12 protein-coding genes, 3 tRNA genes and 1 rRNA gene are annotated in these 17,186 nt (G+C 37.3%); all 16 read right to left on the reverse strand.

Annotation, left to right across the window (positions count from 1 at the left end):
- Positions 1-2,139: ribosomal RNA gene (locus PLR68_04250) — 23S ribosomal RNA — on the reverse strand; the annotation flags it as partial.
- A gap of 516 nt (positions 2,140-2,655) precedes the next feature.
- Positions 2,656-5,229, reverse strand: coding sequence for a tetratricopeptide repeat protein (locus PLR68_04255; GenBank protein ID HOW60927.1), 2,574 nt, complete (start codon positions 5,227-5,229; stop codon positions 2,656-2,658).
- Positions 5,230-5,261: 32 nt separating this feature from the next.
- A complete protein-coding gene (locus PLR68_04260) occupies positions 5,262-5,951 on the reverse strand; it encodes a hypothetical protein (protein HOW60928.1) in 690 nt (229 codons plus the stop codon).
- 188 nt (positions 5,952-6,139) lie between these two features.
- Positions 6,140-6,718 (reverse strand): hypothetical protein, encoded by a 579-nt coding sequence (locus tag PLR68_04265; protein ID HOW60929.1) that lies wholly within the window; start codon positions 6,716-6,718, stop codon positions 6,140-6,142.
- Positions 6,719-6,730: 12 nt separating this feature from the next.
- On the reverse strand, positions 6,731-8,752 hold the full coding sequence (gyrB, locus tag PLR68_04270) for a DNA topoisomerase (ATP-hydrolyzing) subunit B (GenBank protein HOW60930.1): 2,022 nt from the start codon (positions 8,750-8,752) through the stop codon (positions 6,731-6,733).
- A 55-nt stretch (positions 8,753-8,807) separates the two neighbouring features.
- On the reverse strand, positions 8,808-9,182 hold the full coding sequence (locus PLR68_04275) for a hypothetical protein (protein ID HOW60931.1): 375 nt from the start codon (positions 9,180-9,182) through the stop codon (positions 8,808-8,810).
- A 129-nt stretch (positions 9,183-9,311) separates the two neighbouring features.
- Positions 9,312-9,385 (reverse strand) — tRNA-Asp (locus PLR68_04280).
- Positions 9,386-9,502: 117 nt separating this feature from the next.
- Positions 9,503-9,576: transfer RNA gene (locus PLR68_04285), tRNA-Met, on the reverse strand.
- Between the two features lie 85 nt (positions 9,577-9,661).
- A tRNA-Met gene (locus PLR68_04290) sits at positions 9,662-9,735 on the reverse strand.
- A gap of 62 nt (positions 9,736-9,797) precedes the next feature.
- A complete protein-coding gene (locus PLR68_04295; protein HOW60932.1) occupies positions 9,798-10,331 on the reverse strand; it encodes a hypothetical protein in 534 nt (177 codons plus the stop codon).
- Between the two features lie 21 nt (positions 10,332-10,352).
- Positions 10,353-11,795, reverse strand: coding sequence for an Asp-tRNA(Asn)/Glu-tRNA(Gln) amidotransferase subunit GatA (gene gatA, locus PLR68_04300; GenBank protein ID HOW60933.1), 1,443 nt, complete (start codon positions 11,793-11,795; stop codon positions 10,353-10,355).
- 18 nt (positions 11,796-11,813) lie between these two features.
- Positions 11,814-12,101, reverse strand: coding sequence for an Asp-tRNA(Asn)/Glu-tRNA(Gln) amidotransferase subunit GatC (gene gatC / locus PLR68_04305; protein HOW60934.1), 288 nt, complete (start codon positions 12,099-12,101; stop codon positions 11,814-11,816).
- Between the two features lie 16 nt (positions 12,102-12,117).
- Positions 12,118-14,205 (reverse strand): NAD-dependent DNA ligase LigA, encoded by a 2,088-nt coding sequence (gene ligA / locus PLR68_04310; GenBank protein ID HOW60935.1) that lies wholly within the window; start codon positions 14,203-14,205, stop codon positions 12,118-12,120.
- Positions 14,206-14,224: 19 nt separating this feature from the next.
- Positions 14,225-14,479, reverse strand: coding sequence for a GIY-YIG nuclease family protein (locus PLR68_04315; protein HOW60936.1), 255 nt, complete (start codon positions 14,477-14,479; stop codon positions 14,225-14,227).
- A gap of 95 nt (positions 14,480-14,574) precedes the next feature.
- A complete protein-coding gene (locus tag PLR68_04320) occupies positions 14,575-16,452 on the reverse strand; it encodes a prepilin-type N-terminal cleavage/methylation domain-containing protein (GenBank protein HOW60937.1) in 1,878 nt (625 codons plus the stop codon).
- Positions 16,453-16,458: 6 nt separating this feature from the next.
- A partial coding sequence (locus PLR68_04325) for a hypothetical protein (GenBank protein ID HOW60938.1) occupies positions 16,459-17,186 on the reverse strand: 728 nt, incomplete at its 5' end.

The following is a 17,186-nucleotide window of genomic DNA, read 5'->3' on the forward strand; positions in this document are numbered from 1 at the left end:
GGAATTTCGCTACCTTAGGACGATTATAGTTATCGCCGACGTTCACTGGCGCTTCAAGGATTAGCTTGCACCAACCCCATTAACGTTCCAGCACTGGTCAGGTGTCACCCCCTATACTTCCCCTTGCGGGTTGGCAGAGAGTTGTGTTTTTGATAAACAGTCGCTTGGAAAACTTTCACTGCGTCCATCCCGATAAATCGGGACGGAAAGACATCTCGCTAACTTACGTCTAGTTTTTTTGCCGAGTTCCTTAACGAAGGTTCTCCCGTTCACCTGAGGCTACTCGCCTCATCTACCTGTGTCGGTTTGCGGTACGGATACAATAATATTAACCTTAGAAGCTTTTCCTGGTACCTTGCTTTGTTTCGTTCGCCCCGCCGAAACGGGACTTCCAGAAATGCCTTGGGCTGATGCTTCGTGGATTTGCCTGCGAAACACCCTCAACATTTCTACATCAATCCAATGAGATGCAAAACATACTAAAATACGTCACTCCATCGAATATTATTGCAGTGCAGGAATATTAACCTGCTGTCCATCGACTACGCCTTTCAGCCTCGCCTTAGGACCGACTAACCCTGGGACGATCAACGTTGCCCAGGAAACCTTAGACTTGCGGTGTGTGAGGATTTCACTCACATTGTGGTTACTCATGCCAACATTCTCACTTCTTTGCGCTCCACGACGGGTCGCCCCTTACGCTTCAGTGCACAAAGAACGCTCTCCTACCGATTATAGATTTCACAGAGAACTCAACAAATTTTGTTGAGAATTAAATTTAACGTCAATGATAACAGGCTGGGCTTTTTTGTTTTTAGCTTGTAATGAAGTGTCGCTATCCCGTTCACTCCACCCTAACAAACGTTTGCCTGTTATCATTAACGATTTTAAAGAAAATTTTCTCTGTGAAACCTATAATCCCATATCTTCGGTATTATGCTTAGCCCCGTTGAATTATCGGCGCGAAGTCTCTGGTCTAGTGAGCTGTTACGCACTCTTTGAAGGATGGCTGCTTCTGAGCCAACCTCCTAGATGTCTAAGAAACTTCACTTCCTTTACCACTTAGCATAAATTTAGGGACCTTAGATGATGATCTGGGCTGTTTCCCTTTTGAGATCCGACCTTAGCGCCGGATTTCTGACTGCCATGATAAACATCTCAAGAATTCGGAGTTTGGTTGAAAACCCTACGGCGAACCGCGAATTCTCATCCAGTAGCTCTACCTCTTGGATGCAATTACATGACGCTAGCCCTCAAGCTATTTCGGAGAGAACCAGCTATTGCCGAGCTCGATTGGAATTTCTCCCCTACACACAAGTCATCCCCGAGTGTTGCACGGCTCGTGGGTTCGGGCCTCCCCTTGGTTTTACCCAAGGTTCACCCTGCTCATATGTAGCTCGCCCGGCTTCGGGTCTAATCCATGCGACAAACGCCCTATTCAGGCTCGCTTTCACTACGCCTCCGGAGTGTTAGCTCCTTAGGCAAGCCGCATAAAATTAACTCGTTGGCTCGTTCTGCAAAAAGCACGCCGTCACCGTAGCAAGCTACGGCTCCGACTCTACGTTAGTATATGGTTTCAGTTCTATTTCACTTCCCTTCCGGGATGCTTTTCACCTTTCCCTCACGGTACTAGTTCACTATCGATCTGAAATAATATTTAGTCTTGGAAGAGTAGTACTCCCAGATTCAGACAGGATTTCTCTGGTCCTGCCTTACTTGAGGATAATCACATAAAACATATTCTCTTTTCGCATACGGGACTTTTACCCGCTATGGTTCCACTTTCCAGAGGATTTTACTAAGAGATTATGCTTTACCCCGATCAATCGAGTCTAATTACCTCGCAACCCCCTGACTTGCGTCAGGGTTTAGACTTTTCCGCGTTCGCTCGCCACTACTTACGGAATCACATATTGTTTTATATTCCTCCTGGTACTAAGATGTTTCAATTCCCAGGGTGCGCTTCATTGGCTTATGAATTCAGCCAAAGATTCTCACTAAAAGTGAGAGGGTTGCCCCATTCGGAGACCTCCGGATCAAAGCTTGCTTAACAGCTCCCCGAAGATTATCGCAGCCAGCTGCGTCCTTCATCGCTTATTTCAGTCAAGGCATCCACCATATACGTTAAGTAACCTTTCTTTATTTTAACGGTTAGCAGTTAACAATTACTTATCATTAACTACTGATTGCCCCTGATTAATCAGAGGACTTTTTTTATTGACCTACTTATTGACTTACCATGTTATAGCTGACGCCTGATATATTTTCCCGCACAACTATATATATCACACGTTTTACATGGAAAGACCAAAAAATTGTTAAGTTGCTAACTACTGCGGAAACTTTTGATCAGTTTATTGGGATTTAATTTTTTTACCCATACTGATTAATCTATTTCAGCACTAATTTTAAAATTTTGACCAACAAAAAAATCCACTCGCTGCGAGGGATTTTCAAGGCAAACACAAAATTAGGCCCCGAACTCACCCGCTATATTTATTTCGTTTTTCAATTAGTTTTCTCAGATGTGTATATCTTAGAATACAAATTTTAGACGTGTTACTATTTTAACAAATACAAAAAAACTGTCAAGAGCAATGCATACAAGCATTGCCCCATTTATTTTATGATATGTTTATGCGGCTTTTTGATATTTTAATTATTGTCTAAAACAGGAATTTCTTCTGAGTTTTCTGTTTCATCCACGGTATTGTTTTCTGTTATATTTTGCGTTTCCTCTTCAACCGTATTATCTACTGAATTTGCTACTTCATTTGAAACTCCGTTTTTTATATTATCTATTAAAGTTTGGACCTGCGTCCTCGCCTGAGTTGATTCAGGCGATAACGCATCTAAAACTTTTTCATATTGTTCCACCGCCTGATCATTCTTGCCTTGTTTTTCGTAAAGAAGACCTAACCCTAAAAGCGTATTCGCATTATTAGGAGCAACTTGTAAAATCTGCTGATATAAATACTCAGATGTTTTTAAATTGTCATCACCGCCTTTTTCCCTATATAAATTAGCTAGATTAAAAACATAATCTGCATTTTGCAGGTCTATTTTTCTGGCATTTTCAGCAAATTCAATCGCCTTATCAATATCCCCAGCCTGATTGTTTATCAGAGATAAATAATAATATCCTGGAGCATAATCATTTTTTTCGGATATGGACTTTTGAAACATATCTATTGCCTTATCCATAAGCTCTTTATTTTTATTTTTATCTTCCTCTACGCTAGCTTTTTTTGCATTTAACTGTCCAATTTTTAAATAAATGTCCGGGTTGTGGGGTTCAAGAGCAAGGGCATCACCATAAATTGCAATCGCTTGATCTAAAAGCTGAACAAGATAAGAAGCTTTATTCTCGTAAGCTTGTGCAAGGACTTCAACAGCTAACACATCTTTTGGCATTAGTTCTTTTCCCTTTAAAGCAAAAGCTATTGAATTTTCTAGATATTGTCTTGTAAGTTCTATATTTGCATTATCTCCTTTTAAAATTTCCTTATTTGCAAGTGCCATATATTGCTGTCCGGCAATAGTATAATAACGACCCTCTTTGTCATAAAGCTTTATAGCTTTAGAAATAGAGCTGATTGATCCTTCCTCTGTTATGTTTTTCTGCCTTCCGGAAATGCCAGCAAAAATATCAGCTATATACATCTTGCCTAGGAAAACAAAGAAGAAAATTACACTTGCACTAACAACCAAAAAAACAAATGCCAAAGCTAGTGCATATTTAGGGGAAGCTTTTAGAGAAAGATTTATATAGTCCTCTTTTGCATCACTTTCCAGAAGATTTATGCCTAAAGTAATCGATCCTAAAAGTACGCTTAAAATTACCAATGCTCCTTCCATCCTTATCATAAAAGAAGAAACTATGATGACTATCATGCTGGCCATTGCTCCGAGAGAATATATCTTATTTCTTTCTTTATCTTTACTTAAGAAATAAATCGTAACACTTAAAAAAGAAATTATAAGAAGAATGAAAGAAAAAGTACCCAAAGCTCCTAACGTAGGCATTATTTCCCATAAAATTCCTGAACCCTGATAAAATCTAAGATTATGTAAACTAATATTATTCAAACTACTTAGATTAAATTCTTGCGGATGATATAGGGAAAATATGTACCCATAAGTTGCAGGACCGCTACCCAAGAAAAAATTATCTTTCATCGCTTCCTTAGCAACCTGCCAGGATAATTTATATGAGATATTTATTTCCGCCGGGATATTTACAGGAACTATATTAAATTTAAAAACACTTTCCACCCCTCCTATTAAAAATATAGAAAGTACTGCCAAAAAAACGATCATTGGTAACCAGGTAGAACCACTACTGGTTTTAACTATACGAGCAAGTACATATATAAGCAGAAAGCCAACTCCGATTAGAATTGCAGGCCATGGTACAAAGGAATAGAAAGCAAAAAGAGCGTACAGTGATATTAAAACTATTATTAAAAAGATGGATTTTAATATATTTTTTTTCCATTTTGCTCCTTCACTCAGTTTTAATTTCAAAAAAACAGTGATAAATAAAATACATAAAACACTTAAATAAACAGTTGTTCCAGAAACAGATCCAATGGGATTAGTTGGCAAAAATTGGGCCCAACTATTTGCTTGAATAAAACTTTGGTTCTGTAATTTAAGTATGCCTGTTAAAATCAAAAATTCATAAATTATAGCTATAAAACCAGATGTCAAAAATGACCCCAACAAAAAACGCATGATGCGTTCACTGAAATGACTTAGGATTATATAATAAACAACAATACTAGCCGTAATATTGATAAATCCGTGAGTTGGATCACCAAAAAATCCCCAAAAGCTATGCCATTTATCAACTGAAAAAATAGATGATAATAAACAAGCGAACCAAAATATTATTATCGGTATATCCAGCGGAGTACGTCTTATTTTCATTTCTCCCCTGACAACGCCATTAGATACCCAGGCAATAAGAGCTACTAAAATCCAAAAATAAAAATATATTTGTTTTTCAAATCCTATGCTTTGGGAAGAAAAGCCTGTAAAAAAAATAGGAACTCCAAAAAAAATAGCCATTAATGATATGATTACTACAGCGTAAAGCGCCTTTGCAATCCAGTTTTCTCCATTTGGATTCAAAGCACTATCTTTTATTGATTGTCTAATAATTTCTCCGGATTTTTTCTCCCTTAAAATTCCCGATTTTGAAGAAATGCTTGCATACTTGTCCATATTTTTTGTTTAACTAAAAAGATTAAAAAAATTTATTTTTTATCCATAATCTCTTCTCTTAACTTTTTGAGAATTAACGCTGCTTCTTCGCGACCTCCTAATCCGAAAGCTAAACCTGCTGCCAATGAAATTGCTCCAATTAAACCAATAAATATCGTATTAACCAAAGATACGGCTATTCCAAGCTGAATTAATGCTGCCAATATACCAAAAATTATAATAGACCATTTTATTATAGTGGCTAAAAGCGTAGCACTCATAACTCCTGCTGCTTTTGTGCTGGAGCGCACTATTATATATATAAGGTTACCCAAAAGAAAAGCGATTGTGAGGATTATAGTAGCCACGATTACATTCGGCAGATATACAATTATGCTATTAAGAAAGCCTGTAACTTGATTTAACCCTAAAATATCTGTTGCTGCCATTAAAAAAACGAGGATTAAAAACCACTGGACAACTTTTCCCAAAAAATATGAAATTGAAATATTTATTCCATGTTCCTTTATTTTTTCACTGATATTCATACGTTCAAAAGCTTGATCTATTTTAATTGCTATAACAATCCTTTCGATAACTTTTCCTAAAACAGAAGCTATAATCAGCCCAAGTAAAAAAATAATTACTGCCCCCAACAGAGTTGGAACAAAATTAATAAATCTCAGCCATAAATCTATAAGAGAAAATGATATGGCTTCTCCCCATGTTTGGACTTGATTCATATTTATTTAAGAAAGTATTCTATCATTTTATGTTACTCTAAGAAAATAAAACATAAAAATACTTTCTGTGTTTAAAAAATTATTAAAAAGATATGACCTTTTCTTTAACTAATTATAGCACATTTTCCAATATTAAGATAGAAAATATTGGTTTCTTTTTTGTACCAAAATTTAAATTTGAGACCTGATTAAAACTTTCCTCCAAGTTCATTTTTAAACTCAATATATATTCTTTCCAACAAAATAGGGTCTGGGTTTCCATCTGCCGAAAGAGTTCTCATCCTCGATCTATAAATTCTGTCCTGAATCTCACTAATAGTAAAATGATTTTCATGCGCTTCTATGAATATAATAGATATATCACGCAGAGAAGTAATGAATTCTAAACAACCTTTAATATCGGAAAATTTCTTAATCAATTTTTCAGCAACCGCATAAACCTGCGAAATTGTAAGATAAACCAGGCTGAAATCATTTCTAATACCATTGAGCATATCTTCATCCAAGCCAGTATCCTCACTAAAAAGATGTATTTCCATTTTAATAATTTCATCTTTAGTGGTCATAATATCAGAACTATAAACACGTGAACGCGTAAAAACCTTTTCCATTGAAGCAAGATACACTATGAAAGAATTAAGCGATTCATATTCCCCGTACTTTTTGGCTAACTTCAATGCCACAATATCAATTTTTTCAAATTCCTGATTAAGCTGAGCTTCGGAATTTGAATTAGATTCTTTTATCTGTTCAAATCCTTTGAACATAAAAATTTTTTATTATATATCTAAATTCTTCACATTTTTTGCATGTGTCTGGATAAATCTTCTGCGCGGTTCCACATCTGTTCCCATAAGAATATCAAAAACTCGATCAGCCTCCTGTGCATCTTCTATCTCAACTCGCAGCATTTTGCGGCGTTCTGGATCCATAGTTGTTTCCCATAGCTGTTGCGGATTCATTTCTCCAAGACCTTTGTATCGCTGGATGGTAACTCCGGCTATTTTTTCAATTTCTCCGCCTCCTGCATCAAGATCTGATTGTGTAATTTTATTTTCAATGTTTTTTTCAGTCGATTTCTTTTTTAATTCTTCGATAATTTTATCTTTTTCCTCATCATTAAAAACCCACTTAACGTCTTTTCCTTTTTGAATCCTATAAAGAGGAGGCTGAGCTATATAAACATGCCCGCCAGTTATGAGTTCTTCAAAATATCTATAGAAAAATGTCAGCAATAAAACACGGATATGCGAACCGTCAACATCGGCATCCGCCATAATTATTATTTTTCCATATCTTAATCGGCTAATATCGAATGTTTCTCCAATTCCAGTTCCAAGAGCTATTATAATTGGTTTCAATGTATCAGACTTAACTACTTTGTCGAGACTGGTTTTTTCTACATTAACCAATTTACCTCTAAGCGGAAGAATTGCCTGAAATTGGCGATTCCTACCCTGTTTTGCACTGCCTCCGGCGCTATCGCCTTCTACTATGTATAATTCTGATTTTTCCGCATCGCGAGTCGTGCAATCAGCCAGTTTTCCCGGAAGAGTCATACCTTCTAAAGCTCCTTTCCTGAGAACTGCATCCTTGGCTGCTCGCGCAGCTATACGCGCCCTAACAGTCAGCATACATTTTTCAATCATCGCCTTAGCGTTGTTTGGATGTTTTTCTAAAAATTCAACTAAACCTTCCGAGGTAACACTTGAAACAATTCCACGAACTTCCGCATTTCCTAACTTAGATTTTGTCTGTCCTTCAAATTGAGGATTGCGAAGCTTAACACTGACAACTGCCGTCAAACCTTCTTTCAAATCTTCAGAAGTCATAGCTCCGTCTTTTTCTTTAAGCAAGTTGTTTTTCTTAGCATAATCATTAAGCACGCGCGTAAGAGCCATTTTAAATCCTGTCACATGCATCCCGCCCTCAATGGTAAATATATTATTAGCAAAAGAATAAAGATGCTCTTTATAACCGTCAGTATATTGAAGCGAAATTTCAACATTCACATTATCTACCGTTTTTTCAATATAAACAGGCAACTCGTTTTTTATTTCTTTTCCGCGATTTAAAAATTTAACAAAAGAAATTATTCCACCATCAAAGTAAAATCCATGTTTTAAAACTTTATATTCATCTTCTTTGCTTAATACTTCCCGCCTATCTTCGACTATAATCTTTACTCCTTTGGTAAGATAGGCCTGTTGTCTAACATAGTCTAAAATCTTTGTCCAACTATATTTTATCTCAGGAAATATCTGCGGGTCAGCTTGGAAAGAAATTATTGTTCCTGTTTTATCAGATTTTCCTGTAGCCTTCACTTTATACAAGGGTACGCCTCGCTTATATTCTTGGGTCCAAATTTTTCCATTAAGATGAACTTCGGCCTTTGTCCAGACAGAAAGGGCATTTACGACAGAAACTCCAACACCATGAAGTCCTCCGGAAACTTTATATCCATCTCCACCGAATTTTCCGCCGGCATGCAGAATCGTTAGAACTGTTTCGAGTGTAGATTTTTTTGTTTGTGGATGTATTTCCACCGGAATGCCGCGTCCATTGTCAGTAATCTCAATTATATTGTCAGGCAATAATTTTATGCTGATATTATCGCAATATCCAGCCATGGCTTCATCAATTGAGTTATTGACCACTTCCCAAATTAAATGATGCAGACCTTCCGTAGAAGTTCCTCCTATATACATTCCGGGGCGCTTACGCACAGGATCTAGCCCTTCCAAAACTTGGATGGATTTTGCACCATATTCATTTTTTTTCCTATTTTCCTCTTTTTTCATTTTAAAATATTTATTCTATTAGCAATTTAATAACTTAATTTATTAATAAATAAAATCACCTGCGTGTTAAAAAATATAATTCCATTAAAAATATTCCTGCTACCATAAGTAAACCATTCCACCATAAAAGCATTCTGTGCTGTTGCAAAATTAATAGCCCAATTAACAGAAGTGCTATTAAGATTCCTTGTCTGAAGCTTGTTCCTAAATATATAAATGCAACTTCATCGTCACCTCCAATTCTTCTTTTCATCCAAGTAAAAAATAAAATGAGCACTCCAGCAAAAAAAAGAAATGTGCTCGCATAAAAAAGAAGGTGTCCTGCAAATCCTGATTTTTCAGGATTGATATATAAAATAACCATGACCCACGCTATAAAAGATAAAACTGTACCAAATCTTATCCCCCAAAGATATGATTTTAATGTCATTTTTTTGTTTTTTTAGGGCAAATTCCACTACCTTATTATAATTCTTTTTAGGTATTATTGCAAGTATTTTTTCTATATTTTTTTATTCAAAATTAAATATAAAAAAGGCTCAATTAAGCCTTTTACTTGCGGGGACGGCCGGGCTCGAACCGGTGACCTACTGCGTGACAGGCAGTCGCTCTAACCAACTGAGCTACGCCCCCGTCGTCACTTTGTTCCTCATTGAAACCTTGCGGTTTCAATACTTCCACACCGGGAAAGAAAAGTCACGTTTTCCAGACCCCTTTCCCATTCTTAAATTCTATCACAATTTATTCTCGTACCAGGGGAGAGAGTTGAACTCTCGACCTTGGGCTTATGAGTCCCACGCTCTAACCAACTGAGCTACCCTGGCTTACTAATAAATAAAAAACGTAAGATAAAAAACAAACATATCTGTCACCTATATTCAGTTTCTCGACCTACGTTCTATGCTCTTGTTGCGGGAGTAGGATTTGAACCTACGACCTCGTGGTTATGAGCCACGCGAGCTGCCAGACTGCTCCATCCCGCTATAAATAAAATAGGCAGTAATCCTTATTATAATTATTTTTTTACATCTGTCAACAATGAATTTTAATTCAATAACTCTAAATACCTCAAGAAATTTTCATAAATGCCTATTTCTGCCTTTGCCAATCTTTCGTCGACTTCAAAGTCTGGCTCATTCACTACCCTATTTCTAAGTTGATGCGCTCCCTTAAGCGCCTCCAGATGATCATCTAGATGAGAGGTTCCGACTTGTTCTAATTTTTCCATCATGTTAGCTCCCTTGTACCCTAATTCAGAAAGTATCCCATCAGCAATCGAATCGGCTTCAATGATTGCAACTTTGAATTGCGAAGCTTCGTTGCTTTTTAGACGTTTCATGACTTCATCCCAGCGTTTGCCCATTTTTTTCTTTGTAACTAAAGGAACACTCATGCCTTTTAATCCTACTCTCAGCTGAGCAGGCACATCACGAAGAATCAAAAGCATAATTACATTAGCAATTAAAACTGCTAGATATATTCCGAAAAAAATCTTGAGAAAAAAAACTAGAGGTGAAGCATATAATTGCGTAATAATATCCTGAAAACTACTGACTGAATTTTCTGAATTATTAAACATATGTTTAAATTATTTATATTTTTAATTATTTATTTCAAAAGTATACGCCACATCCAACAACCCCTCTTCATCAAACCACTTACCCATCAATTGCCCTCCTACTGGAAGGTTTTTAACAGCCCCAATTGGAAAAGAAACTGCAGGTATACCTGCAAGATTAGCTGTAATTGTATAAATATCGCCTAGATACATTTTTAGCGGATCATTAGTTTTTTCACCTATTTTAAAAGCTGTTTCCGGAGCTGTCGGAGAATAAATAAAATCAACTTCTTTGAATGCTTTTTCAAAATCCTGCCGAATAAGTGCTCTGACTTTCTGCGCCTTAAGATAATAAGCATCGTAATAACCAGCACTCAAAGCATATGTCCCAAGCATAATACGTCTTTTTACCTCGTCACCAAATCCTATTTTTCTTGTATCAAGATATCCTTCAAGCAACGTTTTAGGCAATTCTCCTTCTTTAACGTCAGAATCTGATTCATCATTAATTCTTAAACCATATTTTATACCGTCAAATCTCGCCAAATTGGAACTAACTTCTGAAGTCATAATTATATAATATGTAGGCAGAGCATATTTAGCATGCGGCAAACTTATTGTTTTTATTTGAGCACCTAGAGATTTTAATTTTTCAACAGATTCATCAAAAACCTTCTTGATTTCGCTGTCTAATCCTTCCATATATTCTTGTGGAATTCCTATACTTTTCCCAGAAATATTTCCTGTAAGATAATCTTCATATCTCTTACTGCCGCTCTGAGCAGAAGTCGCATCCAATAAATCTTCTCCGGAAATTTCTGAAAGAATTATAGCTACATCTTCAACGTTTTTTGCAACCGGTCCTATTTGGTCAAGACTGGAGGCCATTGCAAGCAATCCATTTCGTGAAACACGTCCATAGGTAGGTTTTAAACCTACAACTCCGCAAAATGAGGCTGGCTGGCGGATTGATCCTCCGGTATCTGAACCAAGAGACCAAACAGCTTCATTTGCTGCCACAGCGGCTATTGAACCTCCGGAAGAGCCCCCTGGAACACGTTCTATATCTAAAGGATTTTTAGTAATTTGATAGGCGCTATTTTCAGTAGACGAACCCATGGCAAATTCATCCATATTTGTTTTTCCTAAAAAAACAGCTCCGCTTTTTTTCAGGTGCTTGATAACGGTTGCATCATAAGGAGCAATATAATTATCCAGAATTTTTGAACCTGCAGTAGTCCTTACTCCTTTTATGCAGATATTGTCTTTGATCGCACAGGGTATGCCTTCTATTATTCCTATTTTTTCTCCTTTTGAAATTTTTTCATCCACTTTTTTTGCTTGATCCATCGCCAGCTCTTTTGTCAATGTCAAATAGGCTGAAACTTCTGGTTCTTTTTTTTCAATAAAAGCAAAATAATTTTCCGCAAGCTGAACTGCCGTTATTTCCTTGCTTATTAATTTATTGTGAAGTTCTTTGATCATTTTTTTTAAAAAATAAAACTATAAAACGCTTTTGACCTTAATATATCCGTCTTTGTTTTCCGGTATATTTTTGATAATTCTTTCTTTTTCCAAAGGTTCGAATTCTTTATTGATATCGGAACGGTATATATTCTGCATACCGGTAATATGGCCTATAGGCTCAATGCCCTCCACATTAAGCTCATTGAGTTTTTTGAAATAATCCAAAATTTCAGACAATTCATTCTGATATTTTTTAATATCTTTTTCATCTAAGCCTATTCTAGCCAAAGTTGCTATATGCAAAATTTCTTCCCTGGTTAGCATAATTATTTTTGGAAAATTATTTTTTTATAAGTTTTATAAATTCTTCCTCTCCTATAATTGCCACTCCTAATTCCTTGGCTTTTTCATACTTCGATCCGGGATTTTCTCCCGCAACAACATAATCTGTTTTTTGGCTTACAGAAGAAGAAATGCCACCGCCTCTTTTTCTTATCATATCTTTTGCTTCATCTCTTGTAAAGCTGGAAAGTTCCCCAGTCAGGACAAAATTTTTGCCTGATAATTTTTGATTGCCATCTGATATATTTTCTGCTTCAGCGACTTCTAAAATGACACCGAGTTTTTTTATTTTTTCGAGAAGCTCGAGATTTTTTTTATCGTTAAACCACTCAAATAAACTCTCCGCTGATTTATCCCCGATTCCCTTGATTTCCATCCATTGTTCTTTTGAAATTTGCGGGAAAATATTTATTACATCATGAAGACTCCTTATTTTTTCTTTTATTATTTTTTCTTTATTTTTCACCACCAGAACTGCAGTTTCTTCTCCTACAAATCTTATCCCCAATGCATATAAAAATTTTTCTAGGTTTATTTTTTTGCTTTTTTCAATAGCCTCTGTAAGATTTTTGGCTGATTTTTCAGCGAAACGTTCCAATGATTCGAGATCGCCCGTTTTTAATTCAAAAATATCGCTTATATCAGAAACAAGTCCTTCATTCATGAGTTGTTCCACGATTTTTTCCCCGAAACCGACTATATCAAAACCTTTGCGGGAAACAAAATGAATTATTTTTTCGCGTTCTACAGCAAAACACCTTGGATTCAGACAATAATGAGCCGCTGAGATTTGAGATGTTTCTTTCTTTTTTGATATTCCTATTTCTTGCCTCTCAACTTTTCCTCCGCAAATCGGGCACTTTGTCGGCATATGAAAAACTTTTTCTTTTCCAGTCCTTAAATTTTTTACAACCTCTACAACTTCAGGAATCACATCTCCAGCTTTATGAATGATAACCGTATCGCCCACTCTGACATCCAAACGCCTTATTTCATCTTCATTATGAAGCGTTGCACGGCTGACTGTTGACCCAGCAACTTTTACCGGACGAAGATGCGCTACCGGAGTCAGGGCTCCAGTGCGTCCTACCTGAACATTAATATCTTCCACAACTGTTGTAACCTGAGCAGCTGGAAACTTATATGCAATTCCCCACCTTGGAGATTTGCCGGTATAACCCAACGCTCTCTGTAATTTAAGCGAATTTATTTTTATAACTATTCCATCAATTTCATAGTCTTGTTTGTCTCTTTTGTTTGTCCAATAATCATAAAATCTCTGAACCTCGCCAATATCTTTGCATAATTTGCGCCCTGTATTGACTTTAAATCCTAACTTTTCTAAAAGTTCCAGCTCTTCAATCTGGGTTTCTGGAAATTTTGTGCTTATTCTATCTATATCATATATAAAACTGTCCAATTTCCTGCCAGAGGCAATCTTCGGATCGAGTTGTCTTATGGAACCAGCTGCCGCATTGCGAGAATTGGCAAAAAGCGCTTCACCTTTTTTTTCACGTTCTCTGTTTATTCTCTGCAATTCTTTTTTACTCAGCCAGCACTCACCGACTACTATTAGGTCAAATGGCATATTCAGTTTTAGCGGTATGCTTTGAATAGTCTTCAAATTTTGCGTTACATTTTCTCCAACCATTCCGTCACCGCGGGTAGCACCTTGCACAAATTTACCATTTTCATAAGTTAGGATCATCTTCAGACCATCAATTTTCAATTCACAGCAATATTCTAATTTTTCTTTTATATTGGTTTTTTCAATCATTCTTTTTATTTTTTCTTCCCAGTTTTTCAGTTCATTGCTATCGAAAACATCATCAAAAGACCACTGCTTGATTTCGTGTTTCACTTTTTGAAATTTATCCAAAGGCTCTCCTCCGATGCGGACTGTCGGAGAATTGGGAGACTTGAGATCCGGAAATTGTTCCTCCAGCTTTCTCAACTCTTCCATGAGAGAATCATAAATCTCATCAGTAACATCCGGATCATCTAAAACATGGTATTTGTAACGCAATTTGTCTATTTCCGCTGAAAGTTTGGCTATTCTTGTTTTAGCTTCATGTTTTACCCCCACACCTATTTAAATTAAAAAATTAAATTAAACTGTTTTTAATCCTTCTTTTCAACTGACTTAACGCATTTGCCCTTAATTTTAAGTTGTGCTCTCTTGTTCTCGCATCTTTTTGAGACACGTAAGCCTCATAATATACCAGCTTGAATGGTACACGACATTTAGTTGATTTACAAAGACCTTTATTATGTTCAGAAAATCTTTTTATCAAATTATTTGTCGACCCAGTATATAAATCACCGTCTTTTTTACTTTTTATTATATAAACATAGAACATAACATTTAAATAGGTGTGGGGGTGAATTCATATTTTAATTATAATACAAAAAAATCGCCCTGCCTATGGGCGATTTTTTAAATTTTACAAATATTTTATTGACATTCAACCGTTATACTATCTGTCTGATCAGTTTTTGGTAATCCTAAATAATTAACAGTGGCATCTATTTTATTTCCTGACGAATCTGTGAGTGTATATGTTCCACTAGTATTAATTGTTTCATCATTTCCTGTCCCCCAGGTTAAAGTAGGAAGAGCTTGGGAATAAGGATATCTGACAATAATAACTCCGCAACCACCAAATCTGTCGTAACCCCATGAAAAACCATAATCAATTCCACCACCGCCAGAACCAGTCCAAGGTTTTCCACTTGCTTCTTCGGTTGTAATCGGATACCCCCAAGAGTGACCTTTACCTCCAATTCCACCGCTTCCGCCTTCTCCACCTCTAAAATTACTAAAATTACCATTATAATCTCCAGAACCTCCGCCTCCGCCAGCAGCATAAATCGTAGGAACACCACTGATAGAAGAAGATATTCCGTCTCCTCCTTGCCCGCCATGATAATTTCCATCTGTACCTACAAAAGGCTGGTATCCGGCACTGCCGGCTCCGCCTCCGCCACCACCAAATGCTACCCACTCTCTACCATTGGGATAAATAGTAGTAGCTGCCCCCCCATTGTTTCCTTGTGAAGGTGCAGTAGCCGGAGTGTTACCAAGTCCTGGTGAAGCATATTCAGGACCATTGTTCCATTGAACTACATATCCACCTGATCCAGATCCACCATTGACAGAAGAATAACTTCCACCACCGCCTCCGCCAGTAGCTACTTCTTGATCAGAACCTCCAGTATCCCAAATTGTATTTCTGTTATTATAATAGACTTGGTCAGAAGGAACGGCAAACATAATGTTGGCACCTCCAGCGCCAACTATCATATTATAAGTTCTTGCAGTTACTGACTTATTCAAAAGCCTAAAACCACCAGCAGCACCAGCTTGCAAATCTCCATAGCCACCACCACCAACTAATAAAAGCTCTACATTATCCATGGGCTTTTCAAAAGTTATACTGCACGCCCCGCTGGCCAAATTTACAACATTTTTGTCATCAAACTTATGAACCACATATACAGTTTCAGAAGTGGGAGCAGGAGTAGGTCTTAAACCATCCTTATCCGTATAGACTATATTACCGCCGGTGGCGACAAGATTGGGTTTAAAAATTAAATCATTGATGACTGCAATCCCAGTTGCATTTGCCAAAGTTACCCCAGTTATATTAACCGGCTGATTTTTAACGACAAGTGAAGCACAGCATTCCCCATTCGTCTTCGTACCTACACCGCACTGACCCTCGCAGTTATCGTAGTAGACAGGATCGCCCTGACAGACTAAGTCTGCGCCCGTACAGGTACAAACTATATTTGTGTCGGGTGCAATGGAACCAACTGATAGGCATTTGTTGGCCAGGGTACAATCGGCTGGATCGGATGGCAAACCTTTGTCATTCCATGAAACCATAATTCTTTCTTCGATTATTTTCTTTCCGTCCGTATCATTCTTGACCGCCAAATCAACTTTTCTGAAAAATTTTGAAGGTTCTGAATTATCTTTTTCATGGACATAGAATTTATTGCCTTCTTCATATTTCAAATACAACTTGAAAATATCCGGATCAGTGTTGATTTCAAATTTATTTTTATCGATTATGTATTCACCGGCTTCAACTGTATCATTAAATTCGGTGTCATTGTCTTTGATGTTCCTCAGCAGTTCAACGGCTTCCTGCGCTAACTGAGAAGCTAGAATCTGATCTTTTGAAAATCGGGAATATTCTACATTCTTGGACATCAGGATGAAAACCGCCATTATGCCCAAAGAGAGTATGGCAAAAGATATCAGCAGTTCTATCAATGAGAATCCTTTTTGTTTTTTTTTCTGTTTTAGAATTTGAATTAAATTCATCCTTGTTTAAATTTTAATTATCACGATTCCGGAACCGCCATTAGCGCCAGCTCCATAAGAATCTCTAATTTCATATGGTATAGTAACACCACTTCCACCTCCACCAGAACCAGTGTTTTCTTGCCCTGCAGTTGGTTCAATAGTTGTTGTAGAGTTACTCCCTCCATTTCCACCACCTCCTTTTCCACCTATTCCACCGCTCTCATAACCTCCACCTCCACCTCCAGCAGCATACCATTTCTCTGCACCGCTGATTGAAGATGGAGATCCACTTCCTCCATTGCCACCAGTAGCACCAGCATAGTCTCCACAATCATTACATGGATCATGCCAAGAATCAGTGCCACCGCTTCCATAATATCCTTTTTCATATGCTCCTCCTCCACCACCTCCAAATATATGATGTTGCCAATCACTTCCAACAGCACCGTCATGACCCTGCCCTGATATTCCCTTGCCTTCAGGAGAACTATCACCACCCCATGCTTGTCCACCTCCACCTCCGCCAGAACCACCGTTATATCCAGTCAAATCTGAAGGAGTATTGGCCGTTGGAGATCCATGCCCGCCACCGCCGCCTCCTTTAGAAATTATAATATTACCAATAGACGAATCGCCTCCATTTTTACCTGGATCATACCAGCCTCCGCCACCGTTCCCTCCTTTACCAACAATGATACTTGTTGAACCTGCTGGAAGTTCTGTAGTGCCAGTCAGAAAACCACCGGCGCCTC

This window comes from Candidatus Moraniibacteriota bacterium (assembly GCA_035390125.1).
Lineage (GTDB): Bacteria > Patescibacteriota > Minisyncoccia > Moranbacterales > GWC2-37-73 > DAOOTD01.

Bases quoted from the DNA above. Each gene is read 5' to 3' on its own strand.
- PLR68_04255 (HOW60927.1), bottom strand. From the start codon at position 5,229: ATGGACAAGTATGCAAGCATTTCTTCAAAATCGGGAATTTTAAGGGAG.
- PLR68_04260 (HOW60928.1), bottom strand. From the start codon at position 5,951: ATGAATCAAGTCCAAACATGGGGAGAAGCCATATCATTTTCTCTTATA.
- PLR68_04265 (HOW60929.1), bottom strand. From the start codon at position 6,718: ATGTTCAAAGGATTTGAACAGATAAAAGAATCTAATTCAAATTCCGAA.
- gyrB (HOW60930.1), bottom strand. From the start codon at position 8,752: ATGAAAAAAGAGGAAAATAGGAAAAAAAATGAATATGGTGCAAAATCC.
- PLR68_04275 (HOW60931.1), bottom strand. From the start codon at position 9,182: ATGACATTAAAATCATATCTTTGGGGGATAAGATTTGGTACAGTTTTA.
- PLR68_04295 (HOW60932.1), bottom strand. From the start codon at position 10,331: ATGTTTAATAATTCAGAAAATTCAGTCAGTAGTTTTCAGGATATTATT.
- gatA (HOW60933.1), bottom strand. From the start codon at position 11,795: ATGATCAAAGAACTTCACAATAAATTAATAAGCAAGGAAATAACGGCA.
- gatC (HOW60934.1), bottom strand. From the start codon at position 12,101: ATGCTAACCAGGGAAGAAATTTTGCATATAGCAACTTTGGCTAGAATA.
- PLR68_04315 (HOW60936.1), bottom strand. From the start codon at position 14,479: ATGTTCTATGTTTATATAATAAAAAGTAAAAAAGACGGTGATTTATAT.
- PLR68_04320 (HOW60937.1), bottom strand. From the start codon at position 16,452: ATGAATTTAATTCAAATTCTAAAACAGAAAAAAAAACAAAAAGGATTC.